Annotated in this window: 15 protein-coding genes; 4 read left to right on the top strand and 11 right to left on the bottom strand. The window is 40.2% G+C overall.

Annotated features, from left to right (window positions below; translation table 11 throughout):
• Positions 1-192: 192 nt before the first annotated feature.
• The 5 genes from H153_RS08985 to H153_RS08990 are packed head-to-tail and all read right to left on the bottom strand — an operon-like array spanning position 193 to position 5,101.
• Complete coding sequence (locus H153_RS08985; protein ID WP_022846414.1) at positions 193-1,419, bottom strand: LysM domain-containing protein; 1,227 nt, start codon at positions 1,417-1,419, stop codon at positions 193-195.
• Positions 1,398-2,699 carry an FADH(2)-oxidizing methylenetetrahydrofolate--tRNA-(uracil(54)-C(5))-methyltransferase TrmFO gene (trmFO, locus tag H153_RS0101760; protein ID WP_022846415.1) on the bottom strand — a complete coding sequence of 434 codons (1,302 nt, stop codon included), beginning with the start codon at positions 2,697-2,699 and terminating at the stop codon, positions 1,398-1,400. The genes H153_RS08985 and trmFO overlap by 22 nt, the downstream gene beginning before the upstream one ends.
• Positions 2,696-3,778, bottom strand: a complete 1,083-nt coding sequence (gene prfA / locus H153_RS0101765; protein ID WP_027719946.1) for a peptide chain release factor 1 — start codon at positions 3,776-3,778, stop codon at positions 2,696-2,698. Before prfA ends, trmFO begins: the two co-directional genes overlap by 4 nt.
• Before the next feature lie 26 nt (positions 3,779-3,804).
• Positions 3,805-4,329, bottom strand: a complete 525-nt coding sequence (gene def / locus H153_RS0101770; protein ID WP_022846417.1) for a peptide deformylase — start codon at positions 4,327-4,329, stop codon at positions 3,805-3,807.
• Positions 4,304-5,101, bottom strand: coding sequence for a sugar phosphate isomerase/epimerase family protein (locus H153_RS08990; RefSeq protein ID WP_022846418.1), 798 nt, complete (start codon positions 5,099-5,101; stop codon positions 4,304-4,306). Before H153_RS08990 ends, def begins: the two co-directional genes overlap by 26 nt.
• Positions 5,102-5,264: 163 nt before the next feature.
• Here H153_RS08990 and H153_RS0101780 point away from each other — a divergent pair, with 163 nt between their 5' ends.
• Entirely contained in the window at positions 5,265-6,542 is a 1,278-nt protein-coding gene (locus tag H153_RS0101780) for an outer membrane protein transport protein (RefSeq protein ID WP_022846419.1), read from the top strand.
• A 13-nt stretch (positions 6,543-6,555) separates the two neighbouring features.
• Positions 6,556-8,430: a hypothetical protein gene (locus H153_RS0101785; RefSeq protein ID WP_022846420.1), complete on the top strand. Its 1,875-nt coding sequence runs from the start codon at positions 6,556-6,558 to the stop codon at positions 8,428-8,430.
• Positions 8,431-8,468: 38 nt separating this feature from the next.
• Here the strand turns inward: H153_RS0101785 and ilvD are convergent, their stop codons facing one another.
• The 6 genes from ilvD to H153_RS0101815 form a co-directional block, all read right to left on the bottom strand.
• The gene (ilvD, locus tag H153_RS0101790; protein ID WP_022846421.1) at positions 8,469-10,121 is read right to left on the bottom strand and encodes a dihydroxy-acid dehydratase; all 1,653 of its coding nucleotides are present in this window, start codon (positions 10,119-10,121) and stop codon (positions 8,469-8,471) included.
• On the bottom strand, positions 10,111-10,347 hold the full coding sequence (locus H153_RS0101795; RefSeq protein WP_022846422.1) for a YdcH family protein: 237 nt from the start codon (positions 10,345-10,347) through the stop codon (positions 10,111-10,113). Before H153_RS0101795 ends, ilvD begins: the two co-directional genes overlap by 11 nt.
• A complete protein-coding gene (gene rimI / locus H153_RS08995; protein WP_022846423.1) occupies positions 10,283-10,798 on the bottom strand; it encodes a ribosomal protein S18-alanine N-acetyltransferase in 516 nt (171 codons plus the stop codon). Before rimI ends, H153_RS0101795 begins: the two co-directional genes overlap by 65 nt.
• Positions 10,761-11,432 carry a tRNA (adenosine(37)-N6)-threonylcarbamoyltransferase complex dimerization subunit type 1 TsaB gene (gene tsaB / locus H153_RS0101805; protein ID WP_022846424.1) on the bottom strand — a complete coding sequence of 224 codons (672 nt, stop codon included), beginning with the start codon at positions 11,430-11,432 and terminating at the stop codon, positions 10,761-10,763. Before tsaB ends, rimI begins: the two co-directional genes overlap by 38 nt.
• Positions 11,433-11,496: 64 nt before the next feature.
• A complete protein-coding gene (hemW, locus tag H153_RS0101810) occupies positions 11,497-12,615 on the bottom strand; it encodes a radical SAM family heme chaperone HemW (protein ID WP_081638798.1) in 1,119 nt (372 codons plus the stop codon).
• Position 12,616: 1 nt separating this feature from the next.
• Entirely contained in the window at positions 12,617-13,090 is a 474-nt protein-coding gene (locus tag H153_RS0101815) for a hypothetical protein (RefSeq protein ID WP_022846426.1), read from the bottom strand.
• Between the two features lie 81 nt (positions 13,091-13,171).
• Between H153_RS0101815 and ppsA the strand changes: the two genes are divergently transcribed.
• Positions 13,172-15,595, top strand: coding sequence for a phosphoenolpyruvate synthase (ppsA, locus tag H153_RS0101820; protein ID WP_022846427.1), 2,424 nt, complete (start codon positions 13,172-13,174; stop codon positions 15,593-15,595).
• A gap of 83 nt (positions 15,596-15,678) precedes the next feature.
• A complete protein-coding gene (locus H153_RS0101825; RefSeq protein WP_022846428.1) occupies positions 15,679-15,975 on the top strand; it encodes a hypothetical protein in 297 nt (98 codons plus the stop codon).
• Positions 15,976-16,028 lie beyond the last annotated feature (53 nt).

Genomic DNA, 16,028 nt, shown 5'->3' on the forward strand with positions numbered 1-16,028 from the left:
CCCCGCTTTAAAAAGCAGGGTTTTAGCCCGTCATTTTTCTATAAGAAATGGGAGTCAAAGTATTCCAAGTACAACAGGCATAGGTGATCCAACACAATGGATTTCTTGAGGCTAAAGAAGAGGTTCATGATATGTTCCTCATGGCTACATAAAATTATTAACACGACCCTTCAAGCTTACATATAATACAAATTAATATACTATTAGATTGATTCCTCTTGAGATAAGATACGGAATCTCTTCTGGCTTTTCCACACCAGGTATGAGAAAGTACGTTCTGTTTGGTGTTTCTATGGAAAAACCTTTGATTTCGAATCTTGATCGCTTTCCTTCAGTTCCCGGCGGTTCCACTATTATGAGCTTTATTCTTTGTATTGCGAAAGGAATGGTGTTAACAGCTTCTCTTATGCTTTTTCCCATGTCTGGATAGACTTTTGCTATCGTGAAACCTGCCATCTTTTTCTTTGTTATCTCTTCTGGTGAGGTCATTTCTTTCACAACAAAAATTTTGTGCCTGTTGAAACTATAGCCGTTTCCATCTTTTATGGCTTTTTCTCCTGTTAGAAGGTGTATTAGCTCTGTGATTTTTTCTATATTTGTTCCTGTTAAAATTTTAAGCGTTCCAGATTCTCCTTTTTCAGATTTTGCTTCTGGCTGTTCCACTGTGATTCCATAAGCTGATAGAAGGTTTTTAAGTTCTTTCGGCGTGTCGGGTGTAAGATTAAATATTTTTGTGCTTCCGGTTTCCATGTCATATATCAGGTAGTCATAATGGTATGTTAACCTGTCAAATGTACCGAGCTTTATCGTGCCGTTTGCTTCAAACGAACCGAATGTGTTCAGGAGATTTTCTTCAACGAGCTTTCTGAGCTGATTTTTGTTTTTTATTACTTTGTATCCAATGTTCTGCAGTTCTTTTATTTCCTGCTCCGTCAGGTTGTTGTTAAGATCGATTATGTAGTTGTTTCCGCCGGTTGTTACTACCGGATTTTGTTGAAGATTAACCGTTCCTGAATTTAGTAGAATCATTCCTTTCTTGTAACTTCTGAAGCCTCTGCCGTTTATTATAGGGAAAAAATCCGGAACTACATTGTTTGCTATTTTAAATTTTTCTTTTACTCCTTTCTTTTTTACGCCCGGTAGTGGAATTTTGAGAATGTGTCCCTTCAAAATAAGATTGGGGTTTTTAAGTTTATTTAGTTTGGCCACTTCACCTATCATTTTAAGGGGTAAATTATACTTTCTCAGAATTCCGTAAAGTGTGTCCCCCGGCTTTATTTTATAATAGATTATCTTTTTCCCGGTATTTTCTTGCGCCTTTCTAATTTTTATTATGTTTATCTTATAGATATTCCTGCTACCGTGAGCCGGAGCAGGCAGAATGATTAGCAATGCTGCTATAAAACGTTTCCAGCCCATCTTTTCATATCCTTTAGAGCTTTTTCTGCCTGTATTTTTCGTCTAACCCTTTTACCTTTTGCTTTAACAGGTGGAAGAAGACCAAAATTTGCGTTCATAGGTTGAAACCTTTTAGAGTCAGCTTCCGTTATGTATTTTAACAAACCGCCTATCATTGTTGTAGGGGGTGGTGATACCGGTGTTTCACCTTTTAAAAGTTTTGCCGCATTTATTCCTGCGATTATGCCACTTGCGGCAGATTCAGGATAGCCTTCTACACCTGTTATCTGTCCAGCAAAGAGAATGTTTGGGTTTTTCTTCAGTTGAAGGGTTGGAAGCAATAGTTTAGGAGAGTTTATAAATGTATTTCTGTGAATGCTACCATACCTTGCAAATTCAACGTTTTCAAGACCCGGGATGAGTCTAAACACCTTTTTCTGTGCAGGATAGGTAAGTTTTGTCTGAAATCCTACCATGTTAAGCAGTGTGCCTTCTCTGTTTTCTTTCCTTAGTTGAACTACGGCGAAAGGCCTTTTGCCCGTTTTAGGATCTATTAATCCCACAGGTTTAAGAGGTCCAAAAAGCAGTGTTTCTTTTCCCCTTTCTGCCATCTCCTCTATGGGCATGCATCCTTCAAAGTAGGCTTCCTTTTCAAACTCTTTTAGAGGGACTTTTTCCGCTTCCATTAAGGCGTTGTAGAACCGTTCGTACTCTTCCTCGGTCATTGGACAGTTTAGATAGTCGTTGCCTCCTTTACCGTACCGTGAACCCCAGAAACATTTTGAGTAGTCGATTGTATCAGCATAGACAATGGGTGCTATGGCGTCGTAGAAAGAAAGAGATTTTTCTCCAAGAAATTCAGTTAGGTATTGAGAAAGGGAATCTGAAGTTAAGGGGCCTGTTGCCACTATTGTAATTTCGTTTTCAGGAATTTTTGTAACTTCTTCTCTGGTAACTTCTATGAGAGGATGTTGCGATATTTTTTCTGTTATATAAGTTGCAAAGTCTTTTCTGTTCACCGCAAGTGCACCGCCTGCTGGAACGGCTGTTTTTTTAGCTGCTTCAACTATGAGTGAATTGAGGATTTCCATCTCTTTTTTCAGGAGACCTCTTGCGGTTGTTTCGTCAATTCCGCCAAGTGTGTTGCTGCAGACGAGCTCTCCAAAAAGTTCTGTTTTGTGAGCAGGGGTCAGTTTTTTAGGTCTCATTTCGTAAAGAGTAACGGGAATGCCTTTTTGCGCTAAATACCACGCCGCTTCGCTTCCCGCCAATCCTGCACCGATTACATTTACTTTTTTCATTGGTTGTCCTTTGTTACTAAATTCTCTATTTTCTTTGCCTGTTCAGCAGCGGCGAGGGCGTCTATCATTTCGTCCATTTCTCCGTCTAAGAATTGTTCGAGGTTGTAGAGGGTAAGTTTAATTCTATGGTCTGTTACTCTGTTTTCTGGAAAGTTGTACGTTCTGATTTTTTCGCTTCTATCCCCGCTTCCTATCTGGGAACGGCGGGTTGAATCAAGATGCTCTTTTTGTTGTCTTTCGTAGAGTTCTTTTAACCTTGCCCTTAAAATTTTCATTGCTTTTATTCTATTTTGAATCTGAGACCTTTCGTTTGAGCAGGTTACCACTATACCGGTTGGGATGTGTGTTATCCTGACGGCGGAATCTGTCGTGTTTACATGTTGACCACCTGCTCCTGAGGATCTGTAGGTGTCTATTTTAAGATCTTTTTCGTCAATTTTTATCTCGACGTCTTCTGCTTCTGGAAGAATTGCAACGGTGGCAGCTGACGTGTGAATTCTGCCGCCTGATTCTGTTACAGGGACTCTTTGAACTCTGTGAACGCCGCTTTCGTACTTTAACCTGCTATAGGCGCCTTTTCCGGATATCAGGGCAGATATTTCCTTGTAGCCGCCAAGTCCCGTTTCATTTGCAGACAGAATTTCTATTTTCCAGCCCTTTCTTTCAGCATATCTTGAATACATTCTAAATAGATCTGCTGCAAAGAGAGCAGCTTCTTCACCGCCTGTTCCGGCTCTTATTTCAAGGATTACACTTTTCTCATCGTTTGGATCTTTTGGAATTAAGAGCATTTTCAGTTGGCTTTCAAGTTCTTTTGCTTCCCTTTCAAGCTCTTTTTTTTCTTCTTTTGCAAGTTCTATGAACTCTTCGTCCTCACCGGAGTTCATCACCTCTATGGCTTCTTGAATGCCAGCGGCTACCTTTTTGTATTTTTGATATGTTTCATATATTGGTTGCAATTCTTTATGTTCGCGGGCAAGCTTCTTATACTTCCCGCTGTCTGATATTACATCTGGATTACTTAAAAGGCTTTCTATCTCTTTAAATCTTCTGCTTATCTCTTCAAGTCTTTCTATTATGACTTTTTCCATTAAACGCCCTCCGCCTATCTTTTCTTCATTTTTCTCTCATATTCTCTTTTAAGCTTTTTGTAGCGTTGAAGGGCGAGTCTTTTTTGTAGTGGTGAAAGTCTATCTATGAAGACTATACCGTTAAGGTGATCTATTTCGTGTTGAAGGGCTCTTGCTACAAGGTCTTCGCCTTCTATTTCGAAATCTTCTCCGTCAATATTCTGTGCTTTTACTTTTACGTAGGCAGCTCTTTTTACCTTCTTATAAAGACCTGGAAGTGACAGGCACCCTTCCTGATTTACCTGTTCACCTTCCATGGTGATAATTTCGGGATTGATTAGAACAATTTTGTTTTTCCCTTCTCTCTCTTTGCCAGCTTCAATGTCTATGACGACTATCCGTTTAAGAATGCCGACCTGATTGCCAGCAAGTCCAAGGCCACCTCTTTTGTACATTGTTTCAAACATTTCGTTGACAATGTTCCTTAATTTCTCATCAAATTCATTAACTTTTTCTGCCTTTTTTTTGAGTACTTCATCGGGATATATTCTTATTTCCATCTTCGTCTCCTGCTAAGTTGTTTATCAAAAATTGGAAAGATTCCATCTGATCTTTTTCGGTTTTGGCTTCTAAGGTAAGAATTACCGGGTTTTCTCTGTTCTCCTTTAAAAAGTTGAATAAAGGTTGAAAGTTAAAAGTTCCGTTACCGGCAGCTATGTGGAGGTCGTTTATACCGTCGTTATCGTGAATATGAAACTCGAAAATTTTGTCTGCAAAGAGGTTAAGCCAATCTTCGAGTGGTAGTTTTGAAAAAATGTTTAGATGTCCAACGTCAATACATATTCCCATGTTCTTTCTGTTCACCTTTTCTAAAAGTTCATTTAGGTAGTCTGGAACGTCGTCGAAAACATTTTCAACTGCTATTTTTGTTTCCGGGAATAGATCACACACTTCTTTAAATGTTTCTACACAATTTTTTATCCATCTGTCGTAGACAGGAAGAATTTTTCGGGGATGGAACCCGGAGTGAAAAACAATTACTTCAGGTCTTAATATCTCTGCTGCGGGTTTCAGCTCTTTAAACCGTTTTAGTGTTGCCTCCCGTATGTATTTGTCTATGGCGCCCGGGTTTAGATCCATAAACGGAGCGTGAAATGTTACCGGTTTATCGGCCAGTTTTTCGGCTAATTTTGAGAAAAACTTTAATGGTACTTTTTCAAGAACATCGGCCGTAAGTTGCAGTTCAATTCCGAGGTTTCTATTCAGGGTTCTCTCTATTCTCTCAGGGTTTTCTATGATGTCTCTTCCCGGTATATGACCTGTAATTTTCATTTATCACCCTCTCGGCACTAACGTAAAGAGAAATTTATGCAGTTATTGGGTTTAGAGCAAGAAAGGGTTGCTTTGACCGGGGAAATCTCTCTCTTACTTTCTTTTTCTATCTATTTGTATATGCTAAAATCTCTGTAATTATTATCTTTTTGAGGAGGAAGGGATGCGGAAACTGTTGCTGTTTTTATCCTGTTTTTTTGCCGTTTCTTCTGCTGCGTATGGCGGTAATGTTGATACCTTTGGTATAGGTTCTGCAGAAACGGCACTTGGCGGTGCTTACTCTGCTACGGCAGACGATCCTTATGCTGTTTACTACAACCCTGCCGGTTTAATGCAACTTGATAGTCAGGTCGTTTCTGCCGGTTTTGAAATTCTTGATCCAACTTTAAGGATTCACGATTTTACCGCAGTTGATGGGACTGGGAGCGTTGTTCTTCCTTCCGATGCTTCATTCACTGACGTTTCAGATACGCTTTTCGTTCCTTTTGCTGGTTACGGAACGAAAATAAATGACAACTTTGCTTTTGGTATTGCTGCTTATATTCCTTATGGTCTCCATATTAAATGGGATTCTGACCCTGCAGTCAATCCGGCCGCTTACAACTGTTTCGAGTCCTATTATATAAGGGGTGTTGTTACACCTACAGTTGCGTTCAGATTGACTGATGATTTAACGTTTGGTTTTGGTGTTTCTCTTGGTCGTTCCGATGCTGGTACTCAAAGGAGAATTTACGCTCCAACGCTACCATCCTTAAACAACAAGGTTATTAAGTCAGAGTTTTCAGATGATTTCAATGTTTCTTACAACTTCGGTTTCATGTATAAACCTTCCAGGAGACTTACTCTCGGTTTGACTTACCGTTCACGAGCGAAAACCGACTTTACCGGCACTGTAGAAGTAGAGGGAACTTCTTACTTCACAAATGCTACGACAAAGATTGATCATCCTGAACAGATACAGGGTGGTATAAGGTATACGCCAGATGATAGAGTTTCTATTGAGTTTGATGTTGTCTGGACACGGTGGAGCACGATAGATAAGTATATTGTTGATTTTGAAACACCGATACTTGGTAAAACTCAGGAAGTTTTCGTGAGGGACTGGCAGGATACGAGACAGGTTAGGATTGGTGTTTCCTATATTGTTAATGACGTTGTTACGTTGAGGGGAGGATACTTTTATGATCCTTCTCCCATTCCGGATCACACGTTTGACATGGCCTGGCCTGATGCTGATAAGAAAACCTACTCTGTAGGTGCCGGATTTAACTTTGGTAGAGTGAAGATTGATACGGTTCTTCAGTACAGTGTTGCCGAGAGTAAGAGAGAAATAGGCGGGGAAAGTGTTGAGTTAAATGAAACTTACGATGACGGGAGTGTATCCCTTTCTGCAGACGGCCATCTGTGGGGGTACGGTGTTACCGTTAGTTACACATTTTAAGAGGAGGTAAGTGATGAGAAAATGGATTGCTCTCTTAACTATAATGGTTGCAGTTAGTTCGTGCGGAACCAAACTTGCGGAAACAGAAAATGCGTCTTCTGTTCCTGGAACAGAAATACCTATCGATAGAAATGGTCTTGTTTTCGATCCTTCTGCCGAAAAAATACCATTTCCCAACGATATTATGTGGTCTCAGTACGGTGGTAATGTGACTCTACCGGTGGATGAAGCCTCTGATAATGCCACCAAGCTTCTCTACAGGGCAATTAATGCTCTTCACATAAAAGGTTTTAGTCCTAACATGTTTATTGGTGTTCCTCTTATGAACGATAAATCGTTAACTGATGTTTCCGGGCACTTTAAGCTTATAGATCTTACAGATTTTCAAGTTTGTGCTGCATCAAATGGTACATCTGCGGCATGTCTTGGTATGGATGAGACAGTCAAACTTACATTCAGGCAGGATGGAGACTTTTTGAAATTTTATCCTGTAAGGCCTCTTGACGCAGGTCATCAGTACCTTTTTGTTTTAGAGAATGGAATAAAGGATAATTCCGGGAATGAGATTTTAGAGTCAGTCATGTATAAAGAGCTTGAAACAAACGATACTCTTTTAGACCCTCAGCTTGAAGCCTTGAGAGAAGAGTATAAACCTCTTTACGATTCAGTGCTTCCTCAGTTTGGACTTTACAGAGATAACGTTCTTGAAATATTCACATTTACAACAGCGAACAAGACATTGTCAATAAATGACTTTGGCGTTATAAATGAGGCTTTGACAAACAGCACGGTTGCGGATAACCTGGAAAGTTTAATAGGAGGATTGAACTATACTGATGTTCCTCTGGAATATAGAGGAATAGAAACTTTCATTCTATCAGGTCCTGTGGCACCGCTTCTTGGATTTGTTAATGGGACGAACAATACAGTTATGAGTGTTAATATAGCAGAGCAAACGTTGATGGCAGTTCCATATTCTATTTTCAATGGGGCAAATTTCTCTACCTATAATGATACGGTTTATGTTTTCCTCCACGGTTTAGGGGCAAATAGAACGGTGGCGCAGCTTTTAACAGGCGATATCCCTTACGCTGTTGTTTCGATAGACCTTCCATATCACGGCGACAGGGTGCTTCCAGACGATAATCCTTACACAACCTGCTATGAGAATGTTTCTGGAAGCTGTTTCCTTACCGAAAATCCGGGTAGTGACAGGATAAACTTTTATCAGTCGATTTTTGATGCGCGAGTTGTATTAAGAGCTCTTGCTTCTGGAAGATTTGATATTGACGGTGATGGAACCCCGGATGTTCCTAAGAATATCGACCTTGTCGGTATGTCTCTCGGTAGTATCGTTGGTGGTTCTCTCCTTGGCATAGATAGCGCTACCAATAATACGATTTCAAAAGCTGTTCTAAACGTTGGTGCGGCAAATCTTGTTTCTGTTCTTGATACTGCGACTAACAGTATGATAACGAATCTCCTTGGGACTCTTGGAGTTGAGAAAAACTCTATCGATTACTTTGTGACTCTTGGCATTTTCCAAACGCTTCTTGATCCTGCAGACCCATCATATCTTGCCGGCAATGTTGCAAACAAGACGATAATTCAGTCTGCCTATGGTGATTCTATACTTCCATACGTATCCAACTTATCTTTTGCCAAATCCATAGGATTCAGTAACTATACAGAGGTGGATTTCTCAAATGTAACAGTTGCCCCAGGATGGTACATGTTTGGTAATAGTTCCGCTTATGTAAATCACGGTTTCCTGTTAAGCACAAATACGACTTATTACCCGGAAGTTTCCGATTATCTTGCTGATGAATCTGTTCTTCAGGATGCTCAGAAAGCTGCAAGGGAACAGATAAAAGATTTCTTTCAGTAATTGAAAGGGGAGCTTTAAGCTCCCCTCTATATTATATTTCAAATTTCCTGAACTGCACCTTTTGAAGCCGAAGATACAAGTTTTGCATACTTCCTGAGAAGTTTTGATTTAACCTCTTTCTGGAGAGGTTTAAAGGTTTCAAGTCTTTTCTTGATTTCTTCTTCCGGGACTAAAAGTTCAAGTTTTCTCTCTGGAATGTTAAGGTATATTTCGTCCCCGTCCTCGATGATTCCTATGATGCCACCTTCGGCAGCTTCAGGTGAAATGTGTCCAACGCAAGGACCGTGTGTTCCGCCGGAAAATCTTCCATCTGTTATGAGGGCTACGGATTCACCAAGTCCCATGCCCATGACGGCAGCAGTAACTGCTAACATTTCTCTCATGCCGGGACCGCCTTTTGGTCCTTCATATCTGATGACTATAACGTGGCCAGGCTTAATTTCGCCGTTCATCACGGCTTTCATAGCATCTTCTTCGCAGTTAAATACCTTTGCGGTACCTTTGAATACCTTCATCTTATCGCTAACGGCACCCTGTTTAATAACGGCGCCTTCCGGGGCAATATTCCCGTAGAGAATTGCAAGTCCTCCCTCTTTTTTATAAGGATTGTCCATTGGTCTTATGACGTCTTCGTCAAATATTCTTCCATTTGCTGCTACTTCCTTAATGGATTTTCCTGAGACGGTTGGGTTGTCTTCTATTAATGTTTGCAGTCTGTTCAGTACGCCAGGTATCCCACCGGCATAGTGGAGGTCTTCCATAAGGTATTTCCCGCCAGGTCTCATGCTGCATATTTTTGGAGTTTCTCGGCCTAAGTCGTCAAAGAGTTTAATGTCAAAAGGAACACCGGCTTCATAAGCTATTGCCGGAAGGTGCAGAACAGTATTTGTAGAACCGCCAAGGGCAAGGTCAACTCTTATCGCGTTTCTAAAGGCTTCTGGAGTCATGATATCTCTTGCCTTTATACCTTTCCTTACGAGCTCTACAATTCTTTCTCCAGATGCTTCAGCTATTCGTTTTTTCTCTGCTAATGGTGCCGGAGATGTTCCGCAGTAAGGGAGAGACATTCCTAAAGCTTCTGATAAGCAAGCCATCGTATTTGCAGTGAACATTCCCTGACATGCACCGGAGGATGGGCATGCTGTTTGTTCGTATTCAAGGAGTTCTTCCAATGAGAGTTCACCAGCTCTGTACTTTCCGATGGCTTCAAATGTGTGGGTAACGAGATCAAGTCTCTCTTTCCCGCGCCTTCCTGCAAGCATTGGCCCTGCAGTTACGATTATTGCAGGAATGTTTACCCTTGCCGCTCCCATGAGCATTCCAGGGGTTATTTTGTCACATGCCGTTAGAAGAACGATACCGTCAAGTTGATGTGCGTTGACGACGTCTTCAACAGAATCAGCGATGATCTCTCTTAGAGGGAGAGAGAATCTCATTCCTTCATGTCCCATTGCTATACCGTCGCATATAGCAGGAACTCTAACAATAAATGGAGTGCCGCCGGCAGCAGCAACTCCTCTTTCTATAAACCTTTCAAGTGCGTACATATCTGCATGACCAGGAACAAGGTCTGTGTAGCTTGAAATTATTCCAATTAATGGTTTATCGATGTCTTCTCTTCTAATTCCTGTTGCCATCATGAGTGCACGGGCAGGTAGCTTTTCAAATTCTCTCAGAACGTCACTTCTCATTGTTTGCAGCCTCCTGAGCCTTTTTGATAAGCATAACCATTTCGTCTCTGAGTTTTAATCTTTCCTTTTTCATCCTGTCAAGTTCTGCTTCCTCTTTAGGTGTCAGGAAGGCTTTTTTTTCCATTTTATCTATAATGTCGTCAAGTTCCTGATGTTTTTTTTCAAGGGTTGCAAAGTGGTGGAACTTCTCCCTTGCCAGTTTCTTTAAGTTTTCGTCCCTGTACATCTTGTACCTCCGTTGGGTTTATTTTAAGCATGAGAACGAGGGCGTTATCCCCGTTCCTATAGTATTTTTTCCTTTCGGCGACCTTTTTAAATCCGAACTTTTTATAAAGGTTTATTGCAGGAAAATTTTTCTCAGATACTTCAAGAAAGATTGTAAAGGGTTTTCCGATTCTCTTTAGTTCTTCTATAATAGAGGTCATAAGTGCTGTTCCGATGCTCCTTCTCCTGTAATTTTCGCTGACAATAATAGCGTGAATTTCAACTTCATCTTCTACTATCCAGTATAAAACAAAACCGACGATTTTTCCATCTATCAGGGCGACTTTTCCCCTATATATGTTAGAAAAGAACTCTTTTGAGGATACGGGAAGGATAAGGTTAAGTCCTTTTTTCAGGTTCTCTATTTTCTTGAGGTCACTTATTTTCCAGTCTCTTATTTGAAGGTTTCGCATCTGGCTGCCTTATGTAGATAGGTTCAAGGGATTCTCTGTATCCGATTTTTAAAGCAAAAAGGGCTGCATTTAGAGCAAGGGATGTGTTTGCCCTTCTTTCTAATAGCCTGCTTGAAGATTGTATAAAGTTTCCTATTTCTGAATGGTCATTATAATTTCCGGTTATTATCATATTTCCCGGAATCCTTGAAATTTCGTTTATGACCTCTTTTGCAGAAAGATCTTTAGGAGGAATGATTACTTCATCTCTCTTTCGACAGTAAATGTAGTATTTGTTTTTTCGTCCTTCTACTATAACGAAAACTGGTAGATTCTCGCTCAAAAAGCTGAAGGAAAGGGCTTCCAATGTAGAAACGGTGCCTATTTTCTCTTTACCCACTACAGCTTTAAAAGCTTTTGCAAGGGATAGGCATATCCTGATTCCCGTAAATGATCCTGGACCAGATGTAAATATTATAAGATCAATAGGGTTAAATTTCCCTTTTCCAGTGCCCAGTATGGAGCTGAGTGCTTCAAATACTTTTGAGGAGTGCTCTCTGGGATAATTCCAGCTTTTGGAAAATAAGACTTTTTCATTATTGGTAAGTGCAACGCTTCCAAGAGGAAGACATGTATCAATACCAAGGATTGTCATTTAATTTACCACCCTGCAGTTAATATTAGCTACCTACATTATAGCAACTTTTGTAGAGATTTCGTTATGCAGGAAAAATAATTTCTTCTCCTATTCTACTTATCAAGTAACTTGATACGAACAAGAATTCGGGATTTAATTTAAGTTTTCTTTTTTCAAGTATAAGTATTCTACTGTTTAACAGATTTTGCAAGAAAGGGCTTTTTTCTATTGAGTTTCTGACTACCTTTTCTTCTTCAACTTTAAGATTGACTCCGTTTGTTTTCCTTAATCCCATAGCAAGTTTTATTTTAAAGACTTCTTCTCTGCTCAAATTAACCTCTTCTTTATAGATAACTTTTCCAGACGAGATGGCGTTTTTATAGGCAAAGTAGTTATCTACGTTTTTTTGGTATTTATTAGCAAGTAAAGAGGCCGCAGAGGGACCTATACCGAGATAGTTTTTCATATCCCAGTAAGCAAGGTTGTGTTTACACTCAAATTGGAGTTTTGAGAAATTCGATATTTCGTATTGGTAAAAGCCGCCAGTTGATAGTTTCTCCACTATCAGTGAGTAGTATTTGCTGAAGGTTTCTTCTGAAGGAAGAGCGTATTTCTTTTCTTTAAACAGTCTATGGAACGGGGTTTTCTCGTAAATGGTTAAAGCGTAAGTTGACACGTGTTTTAATGGAAATTTCATGAGGGTTTTAAGGTCTTTCTCCATACTTTTTTCGTCCTGTCCCGGAATCCCGAAAATCAGGTCTATGGAAACATTATCAAAAATAGATATTGCTGTTTCTATACTTTTAATTCCTTTTGTTCCCGTGTGTCTTCTTTTTAGGATTTTTAAAAGTGAGTCGTCAAAAGTTTGTATTCCAAGACTTATTCTGTTTACACCAGCAGATTTTAAACCTTTAAGGTATTCATGGTTTACATCGTCAGGATTGACTTCTACAGTTATCTCTTCTGCTTCCGGGAATAAGGAGATTATATGCTCAAAAAATGAAGGTGGCATTAGGGAGGGAGTACCTCCCCCAAAATATATGGTTTTAGGCTTTACCCTTAGTTTTTTCAATTTAAGTTCTTCTTTTAGTAGATTTAGATAACATTCAGGTTCTACTTTACCTGTTGTAGAGTAGAAATCACAGTAGGGACATTTTGTCCGGCAAAATGGTACATGTACGTAGAGGTGACCCACTTCCATCTTATTTGAAACTGTAAGAAATGGTTATTACTGGTAGTGGGACAAAGTTGGCACCAAAGAGCTTGCTGAAGAAGTATAATCCACCACCTACAGAAAAGACACCACTTTCGCCTGTAGGGTCGTTCCCGTCTGGAAGGTCGTACTCTGCACCGCCGCCGAAGTATGGATAAATTACCATGGTTGTTCCCCCTTCAAGGTATGGATGGACCGCCTGCAGTTCATCTTTTACGGTGAAATAGTATCTGAAGGCGAATCCTAATCCGGCACTTATTCCGAAAAGGTACTTTGGAGTACCGTTGTCGTTTCTCTCAATTCTTCCTGCAATGATGGTATCAAGTCCTACGCGCCACTGATTCCCCGGAAGATTGAAAGATGTCTTTGTTTTACCTGTTGCGTTTTCCTCGGCATGGCTTTTTTGCGGTATTCCGGTAACCAACAGCAGTATTGCGACAGTGAGGGCTGCTATCTTTTTCATGGTTCCTCCCTTATAGAATGTTCTGTAAAAGTTATAATTGCATTATAAGACACCTACTATAAATATGGAGGGTTTTTGAAAATGGACAATAGAGACGTTCTCTGGTTAAGGGAGGTGACTCTGGAGGATGTTCATCTTGTAGGGGGAAAGAATGCCTCTCTGGGGGAAATGCTTAATGCACTTTCTTCAAAAGGAATTAACGTACCTGACGGTTTTGTCGTGACAGCTCATGCTTACTTTAGATTTGTAGATTTTAACAACCTGAGGGATAAGATAATAGAAGTTATAAGCTCTATTGACATTAAAGATGTTGAGGATCTTCAAAGAAAAGCCGGTGTTATAAGGGCTCTTATAAGGGAAGGGAAATTTCCTGAAAATATGGAGAAAGAAATCCTTGAGTACTACCGTGCTCTTGGTGAGAAGTACAACATGGAAAACGTTGATGTTGCCGTTCGTTCTTCTGCTACGGCTGAGGATCTTCCGGATGCGTCGTTTGCCGGCCAGCAGGATACCTATCTAAATATAAGAGGGGAATCTGCCCTTCTTGATGCGGTAAAGCGTTGTTTCGCTTCACTTTTCACGGCGAGAGCCATATCTTACCGCGAAAGTTTTGGTTTTGATCACTTTAAAGTAGGTATTTCGGTGGGTGTTCAGAAAATGGTTCGTTCTGACCTTGGTGCTTCTGGGGTCTGTTTTTCTCTCGATACAGAAACGGGATTTAAGGATGTTGTTTTGATAACGGGTATTTACGGCCTTGGTGAGTTGATAGTTGGTGGTGAGGTTGTTCCAGATGAATTTTTGGTTTTTAAGCCAACTTTAAAGAAAGGTTACAGGGCAATAATAGAGAGAAAACTTGGGGATAAAGAGAAAAAACTTATCTACACAGACGACGGTGAGGGAACTGTAGTGGATATTGTTCCTGAGGAAGAAAGAAAAAGGTTTTGCCTTTCGGATGAAGAAGTTTTAAAGCTTGCTGATTGGGTTCTAAAGATAGAAGAACACTATTCAGAGCTTCACGGTAGATGGTGTCCCATGGATGTTGAGTGGGCAAAGGATGGGATAAGTGGGGAGCTTTTTATTGTTCAGGCTCGTCCAGAAACTGTTCAGTCAAGGAAAGACAGGAGTAAACTCACTGTTTATAAAATAGAACTTCCCCGGGAAGAGAGAGAGGAGAGGCGAATCCTTAAAGGAATTGCTGTCGGGAACAAAATAGCAAGTGGAAAAGTTAGAAAGCTTTCATCCCCTGAAGATGCTTCAAGTTTTAAAGAAGGTGAGATACTTGTTGCCGAGATAACAGATCCTGACTGGGAACCTATTATGAAGAAAGCAGCCGCTATTGTTACTGAAAGAGGCGGAAGAACCTGTCATGCTGCCATTGTTGCGAGAGAACTTGGTGTTCCTGCAGTTGTTGGAGCTAAAGGCGCACTTGATCTTCTATCAGATGGTCAGACAGTTACTGTCTCCTGTGCAGAGGGGAGCGACGGATATGTCTATGATGGTGAGATACCGTATTCCGTTGAAGAGGTTGATATTTCTGAAATTCCCGAGGTTAAAACACCAATCATGTTTAACGTTGCAACACCAGAAAAGGCTTTTGAACTTTCCTTTTTGCCGAATGATGGTGTAGGCCTTGCAAGAGAGGAATTTATAATAAATAATTACATCGGTATCCACCCTCTTGCTCTTTTGCACTTTGACTTTATTGCAGAAAGGGATCCGGAAGTTGCTAAAGTTATAAATGAGAGAACGTTTGGATACGATAATTTAGTTGATTTTTACGTTGATAAACTTTCCTACGGAATTGCCAGGATAGCGGCTGCTTTCTATCCAAAACCTGTTATAGTCAGATTTTCCGATTTCAAATCAAACGAGTATGCAAATCTTTTAGGCGGTTCTTACTTTGAACCTAAGGAAGAAAACCCGATGCTTGGATGGCGGGGTGCATCAAGGTACTATTCAGAAAAGTTTAGAAAGGCTTTTGGTCTTGAGTGTATTGCTATAAAAAGGGTTAGAGAAGAGATGGGTCTTGATAATGTGATTGTTATGATTCCATTTTGTCGTACGCCCGAAGAGGGCAGAAAAGTTCTTGAGGTAATGAAAGAATATGGACTTGAGAGGGGAAAAAACGGTTTAAAGGTTTACGTGATGTGCGAGATTCCTTCTAACGTTATTCTTGCTGAGAGATTCTCAGAGATTTTTGACGGTTTCTCGATAGGTTCAAACGATCTTACGCAGCTAACACTTGGACTTGATAGAGATTCAGAGCTTGTTGCTTCTATATACGATGAGAGGAACGAGGCTGTTAAGTTTATGGTTGCTTCCGTTATAGAAAAGGCTAAAAAGTTAGGTCGCAAGGTTGGAATATGCGGGCAGGCCCCTTCTGACTATCCGGAATTTGCAGAATTTTTAGTAGAAAAAGGTATAGACACCATATCTATCAATCCAGATGCCCTTTTAAAGACAAGAAAGGCGGTTGCTGAAATAGAGAGAAAATTGGGACTATAGTAGCTTAACGGCGGGAAACGTTTCCCGCCGTTCCATCCAAATATTTTGACACTTTCCACTTATTGGTGTATCTTTAAATCGCCATGAAAAAGTTCAGAATTAATACGATTATAGTTGGATTTATCTTTTTGACCGTTTTTACCTGCGGAGAAGCGCCGGTAGAGGTTTTTTCGCCAGTTGGCTCTTCTGTAGAAACGGTTGCTGTTGTTAGCATTAAAAAAGAAATTGAACTTAGATTAGAAAAGATATCTTTCTTTTCCGCCTCAAAACGTTCCAAGCATGAAACAGATTCCATTTATACCTTTTCTGAAAATTCGCCGTTATTTTTCTGTTCTTTCACGAAAAGAGCTCTCCCGCCTCGTGCGTCACCTCTTATTTAAATTCATATGCTATTTTCATCTTTTCAATCACCTGCGATAAATTTAGAAAAAAT

The sequence above is a fragment of the Desulfurobacterium sp. TC5-1 genome (assembly GCF_000421485.1).
Taxonomy (GTDB): Bacteria; Aquificota; Aquificia; order Desulfurobacteriales; family Desulfurobacteriaceae; genus Desulfurobacterium_A.

Bases quoted from the DNA above. Each gene is read 5' to 3' on its own strand.
- tsaB (WP_022846424.1), bottom strand. From the start codon at position 11,432: ATGACAATCCTTGGTATTGATACATGTCTTCCTCTTGGAAGCGTTGCA.
- hemW (WP_081638798.1), bottom strand. From the start codon at position 12,615: ATGGAAGTGGGTCACCTCTACGTACATGTACCATTTTGCCGGACAAAA.
- ilvD (WP_022846421.1), bottom strand. From the start codon at position 10,121: ATGAGAAGTGACGTTCTGAGAGAATTTGAAAAGCTACCTGCCCGTGCA.
- H153_RS0101825 (WP_022846428.1), top strand. From the start codon at position 15,679: ATGAAAAAGTTCAGAATTAATACGATTATAGTTGGATTTATCTTTTTG.
- H153_RS08990 (WP_022846418.1), bottom strand. From the start codon at position 5,101: ATGAAAATTACAGGTCATATACCGGGAAGAGACATCATAGAAAACCCT.
- H153_RS0101780 (WP_022846419.1), top strand. From the start codon at position 5,265: ATGCGGAAACTGTTGCTGTTTTTATCCTGTTTTTTTGCCGTTTCTTCT.
- ppsA (WP_022846427.1), top strand. From the start codon at position 13,172: ATGGACAATAGAGACGTTCTCTGGTTAAGGGAGGTGACTCTGGAGGAT.
- H153_RS0101815 (WP_022846426.1), bottom strand. From the start codon at position 13,090: ATGAAAAAGATAGCAGCCCTCACTGTCGCAATACTGCTGTTGGTTACC.
- H153_RS0101785 (WP_022846420.1), top strand. From the start codon at position 6,556: ATGAGAAAATGGATTGCTCTCTTAACTATAATGGTTGCAGTTAGTTCG.
- rimI (WP_022846423.1), bottom strand. From the start codon at position 10,798: ATGCGAAACCTTCAAATAAGAGACTGGAAAATAAGTGACCTCAAGAAA.
- H153_RS0101795 (WP_022846422.1), bottom strand. From the start codon at position 10,347: ATGTACAGGGACGAAAACTTAAAGAAACTGGCAAGGGAGAAGTTCCAC.
- trmFO (WP_022846415.1), bottom strand. From the start codon at position 2,699: ATGAAAAAAGTAAATGTAATCGGTGCAGGATTGGCGGGAAGCGAAGCG.
- def (WP_022846417.1), bottom strand. From the start codon at position 4,329: ATGGAAATAAGAATATATCCCGATGAAGTACTCAAAAAAAAGGCAGAA.
- H153_RS08985 (WP_022846414.1), bottom strand. From the start codon at position 1,419: ATGGGCTGGAAACGTTTTATAGCAGCATTGCTAATCATTCTGCCTGCT.